The organism is Brevundimonas sp. SL161 (genome assembly GCF_049896985.1).
Taxonomy (GTDB): Bacteria; Pseudomonadota; Alphaproteobacteria; order Caulobacterales; family Caulobacteraceae; genus Brevundimonas.
This window is the reverse complement of the sequence record NZ_JAFCVJ010000043.1, coordinates 1-14659: the sequence shown is the minus strand read 5'-3', so window position 1 is coordinate 14659 and position 14659 is coordinate 1. Positions and strand designations below refer to the sequence as shown.

Annotated in this window: 19 protein-coding genes and 1 tRNA gene; 12 read left to right on the top strand and 8 right to left on the bottom strand. The window is 68.7% G+C overall.

Annotated elements, in window-relative coordinates; all coding sequences use genetic code 11:
- Window positions 1-132, top strand: a 132-nt coding sequence (locus ACP7AU_RS16805) for a transposase (protein WP_426052145.1), incomplete at its 5' end; no start/stop codon positions are given.
- A 22-nt stretch (window positions 133-154) separates the two neighbouring features.
- On the opposite strand, the gene ACP7AU_RS16800 is transcribed toward ACP7AU_RS16805, so the two are convergent.
- Window positions 155-448: a hypothetical protein gene (locus ACP7AU_RS16800; protein WP_426052144.1), complete on the bottom strand. Its 294-nt coding sequence runs from the start codon at window positions 446-448 to the stop codon at window positions 155-157.
- Window positions 449-529: 81 nt separating this feature from the next.
- Between ACP7AU_RS16800 and ACP7AU_RS16795 the strand changes: the two genes are divergently transcribed.
- Both ACP7AU_RS16795 and ACP7AU_RS16790 read left to right on the top strand, forming a co-directional pair.
- Window positions 530-931, top strand: a complete 402-nt coding sequence (locus ACP7AU_RS16795) for a hypothetical protein (RefSeq protein WP_426052143.1) — start codon at window positions 530-532, stop codon at window positions 929-931.
- Window positions 889-1101 (top strand): hypothetical protein, encoded by a 213-nt coding sequence (locus tag ACP7AU_RS16790; RefSeq protein ID WP_426052142.1) that lies wholly within the window; start codon window positions 889-891, stop codon window positions 1099-1101. The genes ACP7AU_RS16795 and ACP7AU_RS16790 overlap by 43 nt, the downstream gene beginning before the upstream one ends.
- Window positions 1102-1111: 10 nt before the next feature.
- Here ACP7AU_RS16790 and ACP7AU_RS16785 read toward each other — a convergent pair whose 3' ends face one another.
- The 3 genes from ACP7AU_RS16785 to ACP7AU_RS16775 form a co-directional block, all read right to left on the bottom strand.
- Window positions 1112-2104, bottom strand: a complete 993-nt coding sequence (locus ACP7AU_RS16785) for a hypothetical protein (RefSeq protein WP_426052141.1) — start codon at window positions 2102-2104, stop codon at window positions 1112-1114.
- A 138-nt stretch (window positions 2105-2242) separates the two neighbouring features.
- The gene (locus tag ACP7AU_RS16780) at window positions 2243-2617 is read right to left on the bottom strand and encodes a hypothetical protein (RefSeq protein WP_426038870.1); all 375 of its coding nucleotides are present in this window, start codon (window positions 2615-2617) and stop codon (window positions 2243-2245) included.
- A 56-nt stretch (window positions 2618-2673) separates the two neighbouring features.
- Entirely contained in the window at window positions 2674-2877 is a 204-nt protein-coding gene (locus tag ACP7AU_RS16775) for a DUF1674 domain-containing protein (RefSeq protein WP_426038869.1), read from the bottom strand.
- 132 nt (window positions 2878-3009) lie between these two features.
- Between ACP7AU_RS16775 and ACP7AU_RS16770 the strand changes: the two genes are divergently transcribed.
- From ACP7AU_RS16770 to ACP7AU_RS16750, 5 genes are all read left to right on the top strand, one after another.
- Window positions 3010-4245: an argininosuccinate synthase gene (locus ACP7AU_RS16770; protein ID WP_426038868.1), complete on the top strand. Its 1236-nt coding sequence runs from the start codon at window positions 3010-3012 to the stop codon at window positions 4243-4245.
- Between the two features lie 110 nt (window positions 4246-4355).
- Window positions 4356-4655: a hypothetical protein gene (locus tag ACP7AU_RS16765; RefSeq protein WP_426052140.1), complete on the top strand. Its 300-nt coding sequence runs from the start codon at window positions 4356-4358 to the stop codon at window positions 4653-4655.
- A 78-nt stretch (window positions 4656-4733) separates the two neighbouring features.
- Window positions 4734-5246, top strand: a complete 513-nt coding sequence (locus tag ACP7AU_RS16760; RefSeq protein ID WP_426052139.1) for a hypothetical protein — start codon at window positions 4734-4736, stop codon at window positions 5244-5246.
- 70 nt (window positions 5247-5316) lie between these two features.
- Window positions 5317-5748: a translation initiation factor IF-2 gene (locus ACP7AU_RS16755; protein WP_426052138.1), complete on the top strand. Its 432-nt coding sequence runs from the start codon at window positions 5317-5319 to the stop codon at window positions 5746-5748.
- Between the two features lie 78 nt (window positions 5749-5826).
- The gene (locus tag ACP7AU_RS16750; RefSeq protein ID WP_426052137.1) at window positions 5827-6372 is read left to right on the top strand and encodes a hypothetical protein; all 546 of its coding nucleotides are present in this window, start codon (window positions 5827-5829) and stop codon (window positions 6370-6372) included.
- 166 nt (window positions 6373-6538) lie between these two features.
- Here the strand turns inward: ACP7AU_RS16750 and ACP7AU_RS16745 are convergent, their stop codons facing one another.
- Together ACP7AU_RS16745 and ACP7AU_RS16740 are read right to left on the bottom strand one after the other, a co-directional pair.
- Window positions 6539-9385 (bottom strand): M16 family metallopeptidase, encoded by a 2847-nt coding sequence (locus ACP7AU_RS16745; RefSeq protein WP_426052136.1) that lies wholly within the window; start codon window positions 9383-9385, stop codon window positions 6539-6541.
- 236 nt (window positions 9386-9621) lie between these two features.
- The gene (locus ACP7AU_RS16740) at window positions 9622-10506 is read right to left on the bottom strand and encodes an isoaspartyl peptidase/L-asparaginase family protein (RefSeq protein WP_426038862.1); all 885 of its coding nucleotides are present in this window, start codon (window positions 10504-10506) and stop codon (window positions 9622-9624) included.
- A 133-nt stretch (window positions 10507-10639) separates the two neighbouring features.
- Here ACP7AU_RS16740 and ACP7AU_RS16735 point away from each other — a divergent pair, with 133 nt between their 5' ends.
- A complete protein-coding gene (locus ACP7AU_RS16735; RefSeq protein ID WP_426052135.1) occupies window positions 10640-11368 on the top strand; it encodes a 2OG-Fe(II) oxygenase in 729 nt (242 codons plus the stop codon).
- A 35-nt stretch (window positions 11369-11403) separates the two neighbouring features.
- Entirely contained in the window at window positions 11404-12405 is a 1002-nt protein-coding gene (locus tag ACP7AU_RS16730) for an NADPH:quinone oxidoreductase family protein (RefSeq protein WP_426038860.1), read from the top strand.
- Here the strand turns inward: ACP7AU_RS16730 and ACP7AU_RS16725 are convergent.
- Entirely contained in the window at window positions 12402-12812 is a 411-nt protein-coding gene (locus ACP7AU_RS16725) for a YkvA family protein (RefSeq protein ID WP_426038859.1), read from the bottom strand. The two genes, ACP7AU_RS16730 and ACP7AU_RS16725, sit on opposite strands and share 4 nt — an antisense overlap.
- 57 nt (window positions 12813-12869) lie before the next feature.
- Between ACP7AU_RS16725 and ACP7AU_RS16720 the strand changes: the two genes are divergently transcribed.
- Window positions 12870-13652, top strand: coding sequence for an SDR family oxidoreductase (locus ACP7AU_RS16720; protein ID WP_426052134.1), 783 nt, complete (start codon window positions 12870-12872; stop codon window positions 13650-13652).
- Window positions 13653-13773: 121 nt separating this feature from the next.
- A tRNA-Gly gene (locus ACP7AU_RS16715) sits at window positions 13774-13848 on the top strand.
- Window positions 13849-14224: 376 nt separating this feature from the next.
- Here ACP7AU_RS16715 and ACP7AU_RS16710 read toward each other — a convergent pair.
- The coding region (locus ACP7AU_RS16710; protein WP_426052133.1) for an IS30 family transposase at window positions 14225-14659 on the bottom strand (435 nt) is incomplete at its 5' end.

Below are 14659 nucleotides of genomic sequence, written 5' to 3'. Positions count from 1 at the left end.
AGCCGAAACCGCATAGAGATCATGTTCGGCAGGCTCAAAGACTGGCGGCGCGTCGCCACCCGCTACGATCGATGCCCGACCGTCTTCCTGTCCGCCATCGCCCTCGCGGCGACCGTGCTGTTCTGGCTATGAGTCCTGAGCCTAACCAAGTTCCTCACGTCATCGCCACATCCCCACTCGCCCCATGCGGCCGCACCCAGAAGGTGACCCGGCCCGGGCAGCCCATCCTCCGGCAGGTCGTGGCGCGGCCCCACAGGACGAAGCCCGAGCCGCGTTCGCGGGCGATGCGTTTCACGTCGGCGCGGATGCGCAGCTCGCACAGGTCGCACTCGGTATAGACCAGCCAGCGGTTGGCCAGGATGGCGCCCGGGGAGAGGCGCTCGATCTCGGCCAGGAGGCTCTTGATGCCGCAGCGGCCGTCGGCGCGGGTCAGGTCAAGGCCGCGCAAGGCGGCGGACGCGGCGTGACTCCCCTCATCCGACAGCCTGTGTCAGGGTTTGCGACTGACCGGTCATGAGCCCGACGCCTGATGCGCAACCGCTTCGTCCCGCCGCCGACGCTCGGCACGATCGATGACGACATCCGCCAGCTGGGGCTGGTGCTGGAGTTTCCAGCCGGGCGGCCGAACATGCCGCCCGAATACGCCATCGGCGACAGTCCGCCCGTGGTCCTGCGCGCCGGGGAGGGCCTGAGCCTCGCCCCCATGACCTGGGCATGGAAGGGGCCGGGCGGGAAGCCGGTGTTCAACTTTCGCTCCGACGGGCGGACCTTCGGGTCGTCGGAGCGCTGCCTGATCCCCGCCGCGGGCTTCTTCGAGTTCACGGACGGCGAGCCGGGCCACAAGCGGAAGACCAAATGGCGGTTCGACCTGGTCGACGCGCCGTGGATGTGGATGGGGGGGCGGTCAGACAGGGCGCCTTCGCCATCCTGACCACCGGACCGGGGCCGGATGTCGCGCCCTATCACGACCGGCAGGTCTGTGTTCTGGCGCCCGGTCAGGCGCTGGAGTGGCTTGACCTGACTCAGGCAGAGGGGGCGGTGTTGCGGCCCCTGCCGGCCGGGTCGCTGTCGGTGCGCAAGGTCTATCCGGAACAAGCCTGATCCCGGGGGGTCAGCCCCGTTCGCCGGGCTCCTGACGGTAGGTATAGCCGTCGCCGGTGTCGCCGGGAGGCAGGTCGCCGTAATAGTCTTGCGGCGGCCGCACATAGACCGGGGCCGGCTGATAGACCTGCGGCGGGGCGTAGGCCGGCTCGGGATAGGACGGCGAGCTGTAGTGGACCTGCGGCGGGGCATAGTCCTGGTCGTAACCGCCCTGATCGTAGGGGGCGGGCTCCAGGGGCGAGGCCTGATAGGGGACGGGCGCATAGCGCGGGCCGTCGTCACGGCGATCGGAATAGCGGTCCCCGCTGCCGTATCCGGCCTGATAGCCGCTGGAATAGCCGCCGGCGGAGCTGCTGCTTTCGCTGTAGCTTTCGCGCACGCTGTAGGAGGCGCCGCCCCGGCCGCCGGAATAGCCCTGCTCATAGCCATAGCCGCCGTGACCCTGGCCGTGGCCGTCCCGGCAGTCGCAGGCCGGGGGCGGAGGGGGAGGCGGCGGAGGAGGGGGCGGATAACCGCCGCCGCAGTTGTCGTAGCAGGGGGCCGGGCGCAGGCCGCAGCAGCGGTCGGTGGTCACGTAACGGCGACCGAACCCCTGGGCGACATAGCCGAACGGCCGGCTGGGACCATATCCGGGCCCGCGAACCACCACCGCATATCCGGCGCCGCCGTAGCCGTAACCATAGTCGCCGCCATAGCCCCCGCCCGTCGAGATCACGCCGCCATGGCCGCCGCGCCCGCTGATCGCGCCGACGTCATAGGCCCGGGCGTTGATGTAGGCGCCGGCTCCCGCGCCGGCATAGGCGCTGGCATTGGCGTTGACGTTCACATTGATGTTGCCGCCGCCGTGGCCGCCGCCCCCGCAGCCTCCGCCGCAGCCGCCCCCATGGCCGCCGCCATAGCCGCCTCCTCCGCCATGCTGGCCGCCGCCGCCACGTTCGCTCGCCAGCGCCGGCGAGGCGCCGAGCAGCAGGAGGGCGGTCAGGATCGAGACTAGGGTTTTCACTGGGCGGCTCCGCGACGTTCGAGGCCACCCTAGGTCTTCGCGCGCGGAAGGGTTCCGGATGCTCCCCGGGCGGGAGCAATCCGTTCAAGACGTGGTTAAATCTCGCTTTTCTGGCGTGAAGCTGGCGTCTTCAGCCCCTCAGCGGTGGGCCCCGCGCGGCGCGCGATCGTCGTTGTAGCCATAGACGTCGTGATAGCCGCGTCCCGGCGGGCTGGACCAGCGGGTCCACCGGTCGGAGCGGTTGCTGTGGCCGTACCGGCCGCCCCGGTCGTAGGCATGGCCGTACCGGAGAGGCGGGCGATAAGCGCGGGGATCGCCATATCCGGCCCCGTAGCCCTCGCCGTAGGACTGGCTGTGGCCGCCGTAGCCGCCATACCCATAGGCGACCGGCCCTCCATACGGCTGGCCGTAAGGCGCGGGCTGAACGCTGTAGCGGGGCTGGCCCCAGGTCTGGGCGTCGGCCGCGCCCGGGAGGACAACGGTGGTGAGGATGATCAGGGCGAGGCGACGCATGAAACTCTCCAGCAGGACGAAAAGGTTAACACCGTTCGGCCGGATTTGTTCGGCCCTCAGAAATCGACCGCGAGACCCTTCTTCTCCCAGTCGCCGTAGCGGGTTGGTTCGGGGCCGGTTGGGCCGCCGTGCTCGGTCGCCGGCGCCAGCGCCCCGGCCTTCGCGCGACGTTCGGCGGCCTCGGCCAGGGCGCGTTTGGCGGGCTCGCTGAGGACCCGTTCAGGCGGGACGTCGGACGGCGTTTCAGGCGTGTCGGTCATGCAGACGGACATAATGCGCGGCGACGCGATGCGATAGGCCGGCGTCCGCCACAGTCTCGCCCTTGCATCGCGGGGCGTCAGGCCGTTTAAGCGCCGCCAAATCCTCCCACGCCGTTCTGCGAAAGAGCCCTCATGGCCAAAGCCTCCGACAAGCCCGTCAAGAAGGTCGTCCTGGCCTATTCCGGCGGCCTGGACACCTCGATCATCCTCAAGTGGCTGCAGACGGAATACGGCGCCGAGGTCGTGACCTTCACCGCCGATCTCGGTCAGGGCGAAGAGCTCGCCCCCGCCCGCGAGAAGGCGCTGAAGATGGGCATCAAGCCCGAGAACATCTTCATCGACGACCTGCGCGAGGAGTTCGTGCGCGATTTCGTCTTCCCGATGTTCCGTGCCAACGCCCAGTACGAGGGCGACTATCTGCTCGGCACCTCGATCGCGCGTCCGCTGATCGCCAAACGCCAGATCGAGATCGCCCGCATGGTCGGCGCCGACGCCGTCTGTCACGGCGCCACCGGCAAGGGCAACGACCAGGTCCGCTTCGAGCTGGGCTACTATGCGCTTGAGCCCGATATCCGGGTCATCGCCCCGTGGCGCGAGTGGGAATACCGGAGCCGCGAGGCCCTGCTGGACTTCGCCGAGAAGAACCAGATCCCGATCGCCAAGGACAAGCGCGGCGAGGCCCCGTTCTCGGTCGACGCCAACCTTCTGCACTCGTCGTCCGAAGGCAAGGTCCTCGAGGACCCAGCCGTCGAGGCCCCCGAGTTCGTCCACCAGCGCACGATCGCGCCCGAGGACGCGCCCGACAAGGCGACCATCATCACCATCGGCTTCGAGAAGGGCGACGCCGTCTCCATCGACGGCGTGGCCATGTCGCCGGCCACGATCCTGACCAGGCTCAACGAACTGGGCCACGACAACGGCATCGGCCGCCTCGACCTGGTCGAGAACCGCTACGTCGGCATGAAGTCGCGCGGCGTCTATGAGACACCCGGCGGCACGATCCTGATCGCCGCCCACCGCGGCATCGAGTCGATCACCCTGGACGGGGGCGCGATGCACCTGAAGGACCAGCTGATGCCGAAATATGCGGAGCTGATCTACAACGGCTTCTGGTTCTCGCCCGAGCGCGAGATGCTGCAGGCCGCCATCGACCTGTCGCAGGCGAAGGTCTCGGGCACGGTTCGGATGAAGCTCTACAAGGGCAATGTCTCCGTCATCGGCCGCGAGAGCGCCAACAGCCTGTACGATCAGGATCTTGTGACATTCGAAGAGGGCGTCCAGGCCTACGACCACAATGACGCGGCCGGCTTCATCAAGCTGAACGCCCTGCGTCTGCGGGTCCTGGCCAAGCGCGACCGCCGCACCTGAAACCACGGAGGCGTCTGACGAAAGGCGCCTCTTCGGTCCGTTCAGCGAACACGGTCTTGCGCAATGAAGGGTTCGGGGACATCGTCCGCCTTTCTTTCAGGGAGGGTCCCATGCGCAAGTTCGTGTTCCTGGCGGTCGCCGCCGTCCTCGTCGCCGCCACGCCTTCGCTGGCGCAGAACGCCATTCCGGCCGTGATTCCGGCGGCATCGGCGTGGGTGGACATTCCAGCCCTCGCCCCGGCGGTTACCGACCGCGAGACCCGCGCCCTGATGAACCAGGAGATCGTCCAGGCGATCGTTCAGGCCGACGGCGACCAGGATCAGGCCCGACGCGCCATCTCGGCCATCGTCGCCCGCTACCAGGAAAACGCCCAGGCCCAGGGCGCACGGACCCGGCCGAGCCCGAAGTAGGACGGCTTCACGCAATTTCGACTTGAGCCGGCGACGATTTCGCGAGACGGGACGACGGTTGAACCCGAGAGAGTCTGAATGTCCTTCTTGTCCCTCCCCCTGTTCCTGCTGATCGGCGTCCTTTCGTCTTCGCCCCAGACCGAAGCGCCTGCCTCTCCCCCAGCCGAAGTCGCTCCGGCGACCGAGGCCGAAACGGCGCCGAACGCCGGGCCGGAGGAAGTCGCAGCCCCTGTCTCCCCGGAAGAAGCCGCCTTCAACGAGCGGTCCGCGGCTCTGGGCCATCGGGTGCTCGCCGTCGATGCGCAGATGAAGGACACCGCTCGCCTGACGGCGCTCAATCCCGATGCGGCCAAGGCCGAGCTCGATGCCATCCAGACGGGATTCCAGGCTGAGATCGACGCCTTCATCCAGGACTTCTTCAACCTCGCCGCGCAGAAGTTCGCGACCCTGCCGGAGGCCGAGCAGCAGACCCTGCGCACCAATGTCGAGAATACCGCCGGACAGCTGGCGACCCTGCCCCAGGCCATGCGCGATCGCGCCGAAGCCGCCGCCCTGCTGCCGCCGCCCCCGGAGGCCGCGCCTTCGCACTGAGACCGCCCCCTGCGACCCGTTCGGCGTCGTTTGTCGGGCGAATTCAAATCCCGAACTCGTGAGCCCTCACATGATCCGCGCCCTCGTCATCGCCGCCGCCCTGTCCACCATGGCCCCCGCCGTCAGCGCTCAGACGGCTCCCGCGACGCCGGCCGAGGCTCCCTCGCCGGGTGAGGCGGCGTTCGAGGCGACCGCCGAGGCCTTCGGAGCGAAGGTGGAGGCCATGCAGGCGGAGATGCAGACGGCCGCCGCCGAGGCGGACGCCGCCCGACGGGCCGCGTCTCTGGACGCCATCGAAGCGCGCTATCAGCCCGACGCCGACGCCGACGCCTTCGCCACAGCGTTCGAGGTCTTCATGAATCAACAGATGGCTGCGGCGCCCGAGACCGAGCGCCCGGGCATGCTCGCCGGCCTGACCCAGGCCCTGCCGCAACTGCGTTCGGTCCCGCGTCTGGTCCGGACCCAGATCGAACAGGCGGCGACCGCGGCCCCGGCGCCCTGAGCCCGCCTTACCGCGATTTCACTTGAGCTGACGGGCTGGCGGACCGACCTTGCGTGCGAACTCAAGGAGCTGCCCGCCATGATCCGCGCCCTCTCGCTCGCCGCCGCCCTCGCCGTTCTGCCGCTGTCCGCTGCGCTCGCGGACGAGCCCCAGACCGCATCGGAGGCCGCCATCGAAGCTGAAGCCGGGGCCTTCGAAGCGCGGATGGAGGCGTTCGGCGAACGCGCCGAAGCGATCTCCGAGGACAAAAGCCTGACCGAGGCCCAGCGCGAGGCGCGGATTGCGGCCATCTGGACCGAATACCAGCCGGAGATCGCGGCCTTCACCGCCGAGGTCAGCCGCCACGCCGGCCAGATCGCCCAGGAAGCCCTGGCCAATATCGACGTCGAGGCGCTGGTCGCCGATGCGATGAACGACCCCGAGGTGCAGGAAGCGCTGCGCACCGCCCCGGTTCTCGCCCAGGGCCTGGTCACGAACGGCGCCTGGGCCGCGAACGACCCGGAACAGATGGTCACCTATGGCCTGATCGCCCAGTACGCCCTGGACCAGGCCTCCGACGTCGTGGTGGCCGAGAAAGCCGATGCCGCTGACGACAAGCCGAACGACGAAGCGGGCGAGAACTGACAGCCGCGTCTCCTCCCTGTCGCGTAGCGATGGGGAGGTGGATCCGTAGCGGAGCGGAGGAGGCGGAGGGGTTCTTGCGGCCTCCAGAGCCCCTCCGTCAGCTCGCAAAGGCTCGCCGCCACCTCCCCATTCGCCAAGAAGCGAACAGGGAGGAGACTTTGAAGCCCTACCGCAGCGCCGCGTTGTCGAGGTTCAGGGCCGAGATCGGGATGACCTCGACGTTCGGGTGTTTCGCGCGCAGGGCGTCGATGAACCGGGCCGCGTCGCCGACGATGACCAGGCTGGCCCGGTCGACCGGCAGGTGCGCGGCGAACGCCTCCTGGACCGCCGCGCCGTCGATGGCCTCCACCTTGCCGACATAGGCCGCCAGATCGCTCATCGGCAGGTCGTAGAGCGCCAGGTTGGCGACGAGGCCGCCCAGGCCATCCACGGTTTCCAGCGAGTCGCCGAAGGCGCCGGTCAGGATGGCCTGACGCGTGGTCAATTCCGACGCCGTCGGCCGGGTGGTCGACAGGCGGGTGATCTCGGCGAGGATCAGATCGGACACCTCCACAGCCGCATCGTTGCGCGTCTGGGCGCTGGCGGTGAACAGGCCCTCCTCGCGACGCACGCCCAGCGACGAGCGCGTGCCGTAGCTGAGGCCGCGCTTGATGCGGATTTCCTGGTTCAGGCGCGAGGTAAAGCTGCCGCCCAGCAGGGTGTTGCCCAGCGTCAGGGGGAAGTAGTCGGCGTCGGTGCGGGAGACGCCGCGCAGGGCAACCGTCACCGCCGCCTGGCCGGCCCCGGGCTGGTCGATGACGACGACGCGGGGCGGCAGGGGTTGGCCGAGCGGGGCGACGCGCGCCTCGGCGGTGCTGTTCGTGTTTCGCCAGTCGCCGAAGGCCGACTGCGCCAGGGCGCGGGCGTCGGTCTCCGAGATCGCACCCGAGAAGACCAGGGTCGCCTCCGAGGGGCGATAGCGGTGCTGGTGGAAGGCGGCCACGTCCTCTCGGGTGATGGCGGGGATGCTGGTCAGGGTGCCGGAGCCGGGGGCGCCGTAGGCCGCGTCGCCGTAGATCACACGGGCGGCGGCCTGGGAGGCGACCGGGCCGGGCGTGGCGAGGGCGACGCGCAGGCCGTCGAGGGTCTGGTCGCGTTGACGGTCCAGCTCCTCCTGGGCGAAGGCCGGGTTGCGCACCAGATCGGCCATCAGGGCGACCGTTTGCGGGAAGACGTTGGCCGGGGCGTTGGCGTAGATGTTGGTGAAGTCAGGCCCCGAGCCGGCGCCGATCGAGGCGCCCAGCTGTTCGATCTCCGTGGCGATCTCGGGCGCGCTGCGGGTCGCGGTCCCCTGGGTCAGGAGGGCGGCGGTCAGGGCGGCGACACCGGCCTTGCCGCCCGCCTCGTCGCCGGAACCGGCGTCGAAGTTCAGTCGGGCGGAGACCAGCGGCAGGCCATCCTTCTCCACGACCAGGACGCGCAGACCGTTGTCGAGGCGGAAGTCAGCGACGGGCGGGGTGGTCGGGGCGACCGGATCGGTCGTCGCCGGAAGGGCCGCGCGCTCGGCTTCCGGCAGCAGGGTGAAGACCTGACCTACGGGGGCGAGGTCGGCCAGGGTCACCGGGGCGGTAATCCCGGTCTGCTGCGCCGTCACCGGATTGGCCTCGTCGGCGTTGAGGTAGCGCAGGGTCACAGCCCGCTGGTCGGTCAGATAGCGGCGGGCGACGCGCTGGACCTCGGCGGCAGTGACGGCCTGGATCTCGGCGATCTCGCGGTCGGCGGTCGCGGCGTCATTGGTGTTGATCAGGGCCCAGCCGAGGGCGCTGGCGCGATCGTCGATGGTCTCGCGACCACGCAGGGCGTCGGCGACCAGCTCGTTCTTGGCCTCGTTCAGCTCGGCGTCGGTGACCGGCTGGTCGCGGAATTTCGTGATCTCGGCATCAATGGCGGTCAGGCCCTCGTCGACCGTATGGCCGTCAGACATGATGACCTGGGCCATCAGATATCCGGCCTGCTGCGAGAAGTCGGGCGAGGACCCGGCCTGGGCGGCAATCTGCTGCTCATAGACCAGCGAACGATACATCCGCGAGCTCTCGCCCGTGGACAGGATGCCGTCGAGCACGGTCAGGGCGGCGCGATCCGGGTGGCCGTAAGGCACGGTCGGCCAGGCGCGCATCACAGCGGGCAGCGGCACGTTCGGAGCGTGGACGGTCATCTCGCGCGGGCCGGTCGGCTCCGGCTCGGAGGCGTCTGTGACCTCCAGCGGGCGGTCCGGGTTGGCGATCGGCGCCATATAGCGGTCGATCCAGCCGTCCAGTTCGGCCTGGTCGAAATTGCCGGCCACGATCAGGACGGCGTTGTCCGGGCGATAATAGGTGGCGTGGAAACGGCGCACGTCCTCGATGGTCGCGGCGTCGAGGTTCTCGATCGAGCCGATGGTCGAGCGGCGATAAGGGCTGTGCTGGAAGATCAGCATGGGCAGGAACAGACGCATCCGGCCGTAGGGGTTGGCCAGCACGCCCTGGCGGTACTCCTCCTTGACCACGTCGCGCTCGCTCTCGAACACGCTCTCGTCGACGACCAGAGAGCCCAGACGGCTGGCCTCGGCGAAGATCAGCCGCTCCAGGTGATTGGCCGGGATGGTCTCGTGATAGGCGGTGACATCGTCACTGGTGAAGGCGTTGTTGTTGCCCCCCACGTCCTCGGTCAGGCGGTCGAAGGTCTCGTCCGGAAAGTCCTTGGTCGCCTTGAACATCAGGTGTTCGAACAGGTGGGCGAAACCGGAGCGGTCCTGCGGGTCGTCCTTGGAGCCGACCCGGTACCAGACCTGGACCGTGACGTTCGACGTCGTCGTGTCGCGCGCGGTGTAGACGTCCATGCCGTTCGGCAGGGTGCGTTTCACGAAGCCCAGCGGCGGCACCTCGATGGCGGCGGGCGGCGCCCCCGCAGCGTCCTGGGCCAGGACCGGCGAGAAGGTCCCGAGAGCGGTGACGAGGGCGAGGGCGGCGACGGCCGACTTCAGGCGGGATTTCATGAACGGACTCCGGAGTTGCGGAGCAACCGTATCAGGCTGGAAGACCGGCGTAAGTTACGGCGCTGTAATGTAAGGCGCGCGTTTTCCCTCCCCCTCGGGGGAGGGTGGTCGGAGCGAAGCGAAGACCGGGTGGGGGCGGCAAGGCGAAACATCCCGGGCCGGCATCCGCATCACCGGCCGCTCCCACCCCGTCGCTGCGCGAAGACCTCACCCTAGGGGGAGGGAGAACGCCCGCGCTACTTCCCGAAAACCTCGACCCCGACCTCGCCGTCCGGGGTCAGCCAGGCGCGCTTCATCCCCTGGGAGTTGAAGGGATCGGCGCGGTGGCCCAGCGCGTCGAGCGCGATCAGGCCGCCGTCGCCGCCCATCGCGCCGATGCCGGCGATGACCGCTTCACCGGCCTCGGTGATCGAGGCGCCCGCCTCGACCCGCCAGTCCATCTGTGCGGCGGCGGCGGTGCGGATGAAATACTCGCCCTGGCCCGTGCAGGAGACCGCGACCCGGTCCGTGGCCCAGACGCCCGCCGCCGGAATCGGCGTGTCGCCCACCCGCCCCGGCAGCTTGCCGAACACGCCGCCGGTCGAGGTGGCGGCCGCCAGACGACCCTGGGTGTCCAGCACGCAGCAGCCGACCGTCCCGTGGCTCAGCGCCGGTCCCTGGCCCGGCGGATGGTTGTCCTCACCCTGGCCGGCGCGGGTGAACCAGGCATCGGGATCGTCGATCGGCGCCAGGCCGTGTTCACCCGCGAACCGGGCCGCCCCCGACCCGGCCAGCAGGACGTGCGGGCTGTGCTCCATCACGGCGCGGGCCGCCCGGATCGGATTGCGATAGCCCTGGAAGGCGGCGACGGCGCCCGCGCGGCGGCTCGGCCCGTCCATCAGGCTGGCGTCCAGTTCGTATTCGCCGGCCAGATTGGGCGAGGCCCCGCGACCCGCGACATAGAGGCCGGAATCCTCCAGCAGGACCAGGGTCTCCACCGCCACATCGAGGGCTTGGGCGCCGGCCTCCAGCCGCACCCGCATGGCCTCGACCACTTCGCGCATATGGGCGATCTCGGCGGTGTAGTCGCGGCTGCGACGCGCGCCGGCGCCGCCGTGCAGGATGAGGGCGGGTCGGGTCATGGCGTTTCTCCTTGGGCCGCTCGTCCGCCCTTCCATGGAGCGGTTCGACTGGCTAGCGTCGGGGGGCGATGACACGGGGGCCATTCTGTGACAACCGTCGCCGCACGACAGGCTGACCACAGGGCGACGAGACGTGGCGAAGATCGATCCGGGGCTGAAGGGGCGCGACATCCGCCCGGCGTTCAAATCGTTCAGCCGCGTTTATATCCCCGGCTTCCTGACGCCGGACAGCGCCGCGACCCTGTACGAGACCCTCGTCGCCGAAACTCTGTGGGTCTGTTCGACGATCAGCGGCGGCAAGAACGCCGACATTCCGGTCGAGACCCTGGAGGCCCTGACGCCCGAGCAGTATCGCCAGTTCATGGCCGTGGCGCACACGGAGACCTCCAGCGGCCTGCACTTCATGTTCGACACGGTGCGCATCTCGACCGACATCGAGAACGGCAGACTGGTGCGGCCGGTCTATCGCGCCTTGCACGAGATGCTGAACAGCGACGCGTTTCTGGGCTTCGTGCGCGAGACGACGGGCGATGATCGGCCCCTCTATGTCGACAGCCAGGCCACGCGATTCCAGCCGGGCCACTATCTGAACCAGCACAACGACGCCCACGAGAGACGCCAGCGGCTCTATGCCTATGTGCTCAGCCTGACGCCGGACTGGCGGGCGGACTGGGGCGGGCTGCTGGCCTTTATCGACGACGACGGCCATGTGTCCGAGGCCTATACGCCCAGGTTCAACGCCCTGAACCTGTTCACCGTCCCCTATGAACACGCCGTGACCTATGTAGCCCCGTTCGCCGGCGGCAACCGCCTGTCGGTCACTGGCTGGATCCGCCAGGACAAACCTGTTTCCGTGGCCTGAGCCGCTCTCTTCCCATCACCCCTGAAAGGCATTTCATGCGCGCAGTCCTGTCCAAGACCGTCGGCGGCCCCGACAGCCTCGTCGTCGAGGAGGTGCTGGATCCCACCCCCAAGGCGGGCGAGGTCATCATCGAGGTCAAGGCCGTGGGGGTGAACTTCCCCGACACCCTGATCATCGAGGACAGATACCAGTTCAAACCCCAGCGCCCCTTCTCGCCGGGCGGCGAGGTCTCCGGCGTGGTCGAGGCTGTGGGCGAGGGGGTCAAGGGTGTCTTCAAGGGCGACCGCGTCATCGCCATGCCCGGCTGGGGCGGCATGGTCGAGCGGCTGGCGGTGCGGGCCGAGGCGCTGATCAAGATGCCGGACGCCATGTCGTTCGAGGAGGCCGCCGCCCTGATCATGACCTACGGCACCTCCTACTACGCCCTGAAAGACCGGGCCCAGCTGAAGGCCGGCGAACGCCTGCTGGTGCTGGGCGCCGCGGGCGGGGTCGGCGCCGCCGCCGTCGAACTGGGCAAGGCGATGGGCGCCCAGGTCACGGCCGCCGCCTCGACCAATGACAAGGTCCAGTTCGCGCTCGAGCTTGGGGCCGACAACGGCCTGATCTATCCGTCGGGGCCGATGGACAAGGCGGCCCAGAAGGAGCTCTCGGGCGAGTTCAAGCTGGCCTCGGGCCGCGACGGCCCGGACGTGGTCTATGACGGCGTCGGCGGCGACTATGCCGAACCGGCCCTGCGCTCGATGGACTGGAACGGGCGCTATCTGGTGGTCGGCTTCCCGGCCGGCATCCCGTCCTTCCCGCTGAACCTGACGCTGCTGAAGTCGGTGTCGGTGGTCGGCGTCTTCTGGGGAGCCGCCGCCGCGCGCGATCCCGAGGGGCACAGGGCCAATGTCGCCGACCTGATGAAGTTCTGGGCCGAGGGCAAGATCAAGCCGCGCGTCAGCCGCACCTTCCCGCTGGAACGCGCCCACGAGGCCATCCAGGCCCTGTCCGACCGCACGGTCATGGGCAAGGTCGTGGTGACCGTCGAGAGCTAGATGTCGCGCAGGCGGTCGAGAGCCTTCTCGGCCGCCTCGCGGTGCTTCTTGCGGACATTGGCGCCTAGGGTGGCGATGACCGCCGTGATCACCGCCGCGTCGTCGGTGAAGCCGATGCCGGCGAGCACGTCCGGGATGGCGTCCAGCGGCATGACGAAATAGGCCAGCGCCCCCAGCATGATCCCCTTGGCCGCCATCGGCGTCTCCGGGTCGCGCGCGGCATAGTAGACGGCGACGACTTGGTCGGCGAACGGAATACGCGAGGCGACCCGGCCCAGCTTGGGCCAGAAGCCGGTGCGCACCCGCACCTCGTTGACCTTCTGGACCGAAGGCACGAGCGCCCTGGCCGGATCAATGGCGTCTTCCGGGGTGATCGGCCCCGACGCGGGTTTGGCTTTGGCGGTCATGGCGGCTAAATCCCCGCGGCAATCAGAAGTTCAAATCAGAACATAGGGACGAATTCCATGAAACTCGACGGGTCGATCGCAGCAGTGGTGACAGGCGGGGCTTCGGGCCTGGGCGAGGGGACCGCGCGCGCCATCGCGGCCACGGGCGCCAGGGTCGCCCTGTTCGACCTCAACGCTGAAAAGGGCGAGGCGATCGCCAAAGAAATCGGCGGCATCTTCTGCTCCGTCGACGTCACCGACGACGCCTCGGTCGCTTCCGCCTTCGACAAGGCCCGCGCCGCCCACGGCCAGGAGCGGCTGACGGTCAACTGCGCCGGCATCGCCACCGGCATGAAGACCGTCTCGCGCAAGAGGGACACCGGCGAGATCAAGCCCCACGACATGGCCCAGTTCGAGCGCACCGTCCGCGTCAACCTGTTCGGCACCTTCCGTGTCCTGAGCCAATCGGCCGCAGGGATGATGACCCTGGAGCCCGTGGAGGACGGCGAGCGCGGCCTGATCGTCAACACGGCTTCCGTGGCGGCCCAGGACGGTCAGGTCGGTCAGGCGGCCTATGCGGCGTCCAAGGGCGGCGTCTACGCCATGACCCTGCCGGTCGCCCGCGACCTCGCCCAGGAAGGCATCCGCTGCAACACCATCTTGCCCGGCATCATGTGGACCCCGATGATGGCCGGCATGGACCAGAAGATCCAGGACGCCCTGGCCGCCCAGATCCCCTTCCCCAGCCGCCTGGGGCGGCCGGCGGACTACGCCAGCCTCGTGCTGGAGCTGGCCCGCAACGTCTACATCAACGGCGAATGCATCCGCCTCGACGGGGCCATCAGGATGGCGCCGCGCTGAGGCGAAGCAGGGCGCTATCGCTCACCGCGCGGCGGCTCGCTGCTTGAGCGCAAGGAAAGTTTCTACAGGGGACTTGCGATCCGTCGTACGTCTCCGCTACAAGCCCGCCTCCGACTGAAGTGCGGGCGTAGCTCAGTGGTAGAGCACAACCTTGCCAAGGTTGGGGTCGAGAGTTCGAATCTCTTCGCCCGCTCCAGTCGAACCAAGAGGCCCGGTCGCGAGACCGGGCCTTTTTGCTGTCTGCGCCCCGGGCGGCGTGAGGTTGCCAAGGTTGGGGTCGAGAGTTCGAATCTCTTCGCCCGCTCCAGTCGAACCAAGAGGCCCGGTCGCGAGACCGGGCCTTTTTGCTGTCTGCGCCCCGGGCGGCGTGAGTTTGCCAAGGTTGGGGTCGAGAGTTCGAATCTCTTCGCCCGCTCCAGTCGATTTGAAGAGGCCCGGTTTCGACCGGGCCTTTATCCATTCCGTGCCGAACTGCGTGAGTTTGCCAGGGTCGACTCCCGGCGCCCGCGCCTATGACAGCCCTGGATATTCTCTTATTGCGATCTGGCTCGCCGGCCTGGCGCCTGGCGGGCTCAACTGATCGCTGCAACACACGCGGCGAAGGTCTCCGCTGGCGTCCGATAGAGCAAGGTCTTTCTGGGCCGTTCATTGAGCTGCCGGGCGATGGCGTTGAGCTGGGGCTGGCTGTGCAGGGACAGGTCGGTTCCGTGCGGCAGATACTGGCGCAGCAGCCGGTTGGTGTTCTCGTTCGAGCCGCGCTGCCACGGTGACCGGGGATCGCAGAAGTAGACCTCGACGTTGGCGGCCAGAGCCAGCCGCTTGTGGTCGGCGAGCTCCTTGCCTCGATCCCAGGTCAGGGACTGATAGGGTTCGCCGGGCAATTTCCTCGACTGCTTGATCAGGGCGGTGACGACGCTTTCGGTGTCCTTGTTGGCGACCTTGACCAGCATCACGTAGCGCGAGTGACGCTCGACCAGGGTGGCGACGTAGCTGTTCTGGGATCCGCC

Bases quoted from the DNA above. Each gene is read 5' to 3' on its own strand.
- ACP7AU_RS16795 (WP_426052143.1), top strand. From the start codon at position 530: ATGCGCAACCGCTTCGTCCCGCCGCCGACGCTCGGCACGATCGATGAC.
- ACP7AU_RS16780 (WP_426038870.1), bottom strand. From the start codon at position 2,617: ATGCGTCGCCTCGCCCTGATCATCCTCACCACCGTTGTCCTCCCGGGC.
- ACP7AU_RS16775 (WP_426038869.1), bottom strand. From the start codon at position 2,877: ATGACCGACACGCCTGAAACGCCGTCCGACGTCCCGCCTGAACGGGTC.
- ACP7AU_RS16770 (WP_426038868.1), top strand. From the start codon at position 3,010: ATGGCCAAAGCCTCCGACAAGCCCGTCAAGAAGGTCGTCCTGGCCTAT.
- ACP7AU_RS16765 (WP_426052140.1), top strand. From the start codon at position 4,356: ATGCGCAAGTTCGTGTTCCTGGCGGTCGCCGCCGTCCTCGTCGCCGCC.
- ACP7AU_RS16760 (WP_426052139.1), top strand. From the start codon at position 4,734: ATGTCCTTCTTGTCCCTCCCCCTGTTCCTGCTGATCGGCGTCCTTTCG.
- ACP7AU_RS16755 (WP_426052138.1), top strand. From the start codon at position 5,317: ATGATCCGCGCCCTCGTCATCGCCGCCGCCCTGTCCACCATGGCCCCC.
- ACP7AU_RS16750 (WP_426052137.1), top strand. From the start codon at position 5,827: ATGATCCGCGCCCTCTCGCTCGCCGCCGCCCTCGCCGTTCTGCCGCTG.
- ACP7AU_RS16745 (WP_426052136.1), bottom strand. From the start codon at position 9,385: ATGAAATCCCGCCTGAAGTCGGCCGTCGCCGCCCTCGCCCTCGTCACC.
- ACP7AU_RS16740 (WP_426038862.1), bottom strand. From the start codon at position 10,506: ATGACCCGACCCGCCCTCATCCTGCACGGCGGCGCCGGCGCGCGTCGC.
- ACP7AU_RS16730 (WP_426038860.1), top strand. From the start codon at position 11,404: ATGCGCGCAGTCCTGTCCAAGACCGTCGGCGGCCCCGACAGCCTCGTC.
- ACP7AU_RS16725 (WP_426038859.1), bottom strand. From the start codon at position 12,812: ATGACCGCCAAAGCCAAACCCGCGTCGGGGCCGATCACCCCGGAAGAC.
- ACP7AU_RS16720 (WP_426052134.1), top strand. From the start codon at position 12,870: ATGAAACTCGACGGGTCGATCGCAGCAGTGGTGACAGGCGGGGCTTCG.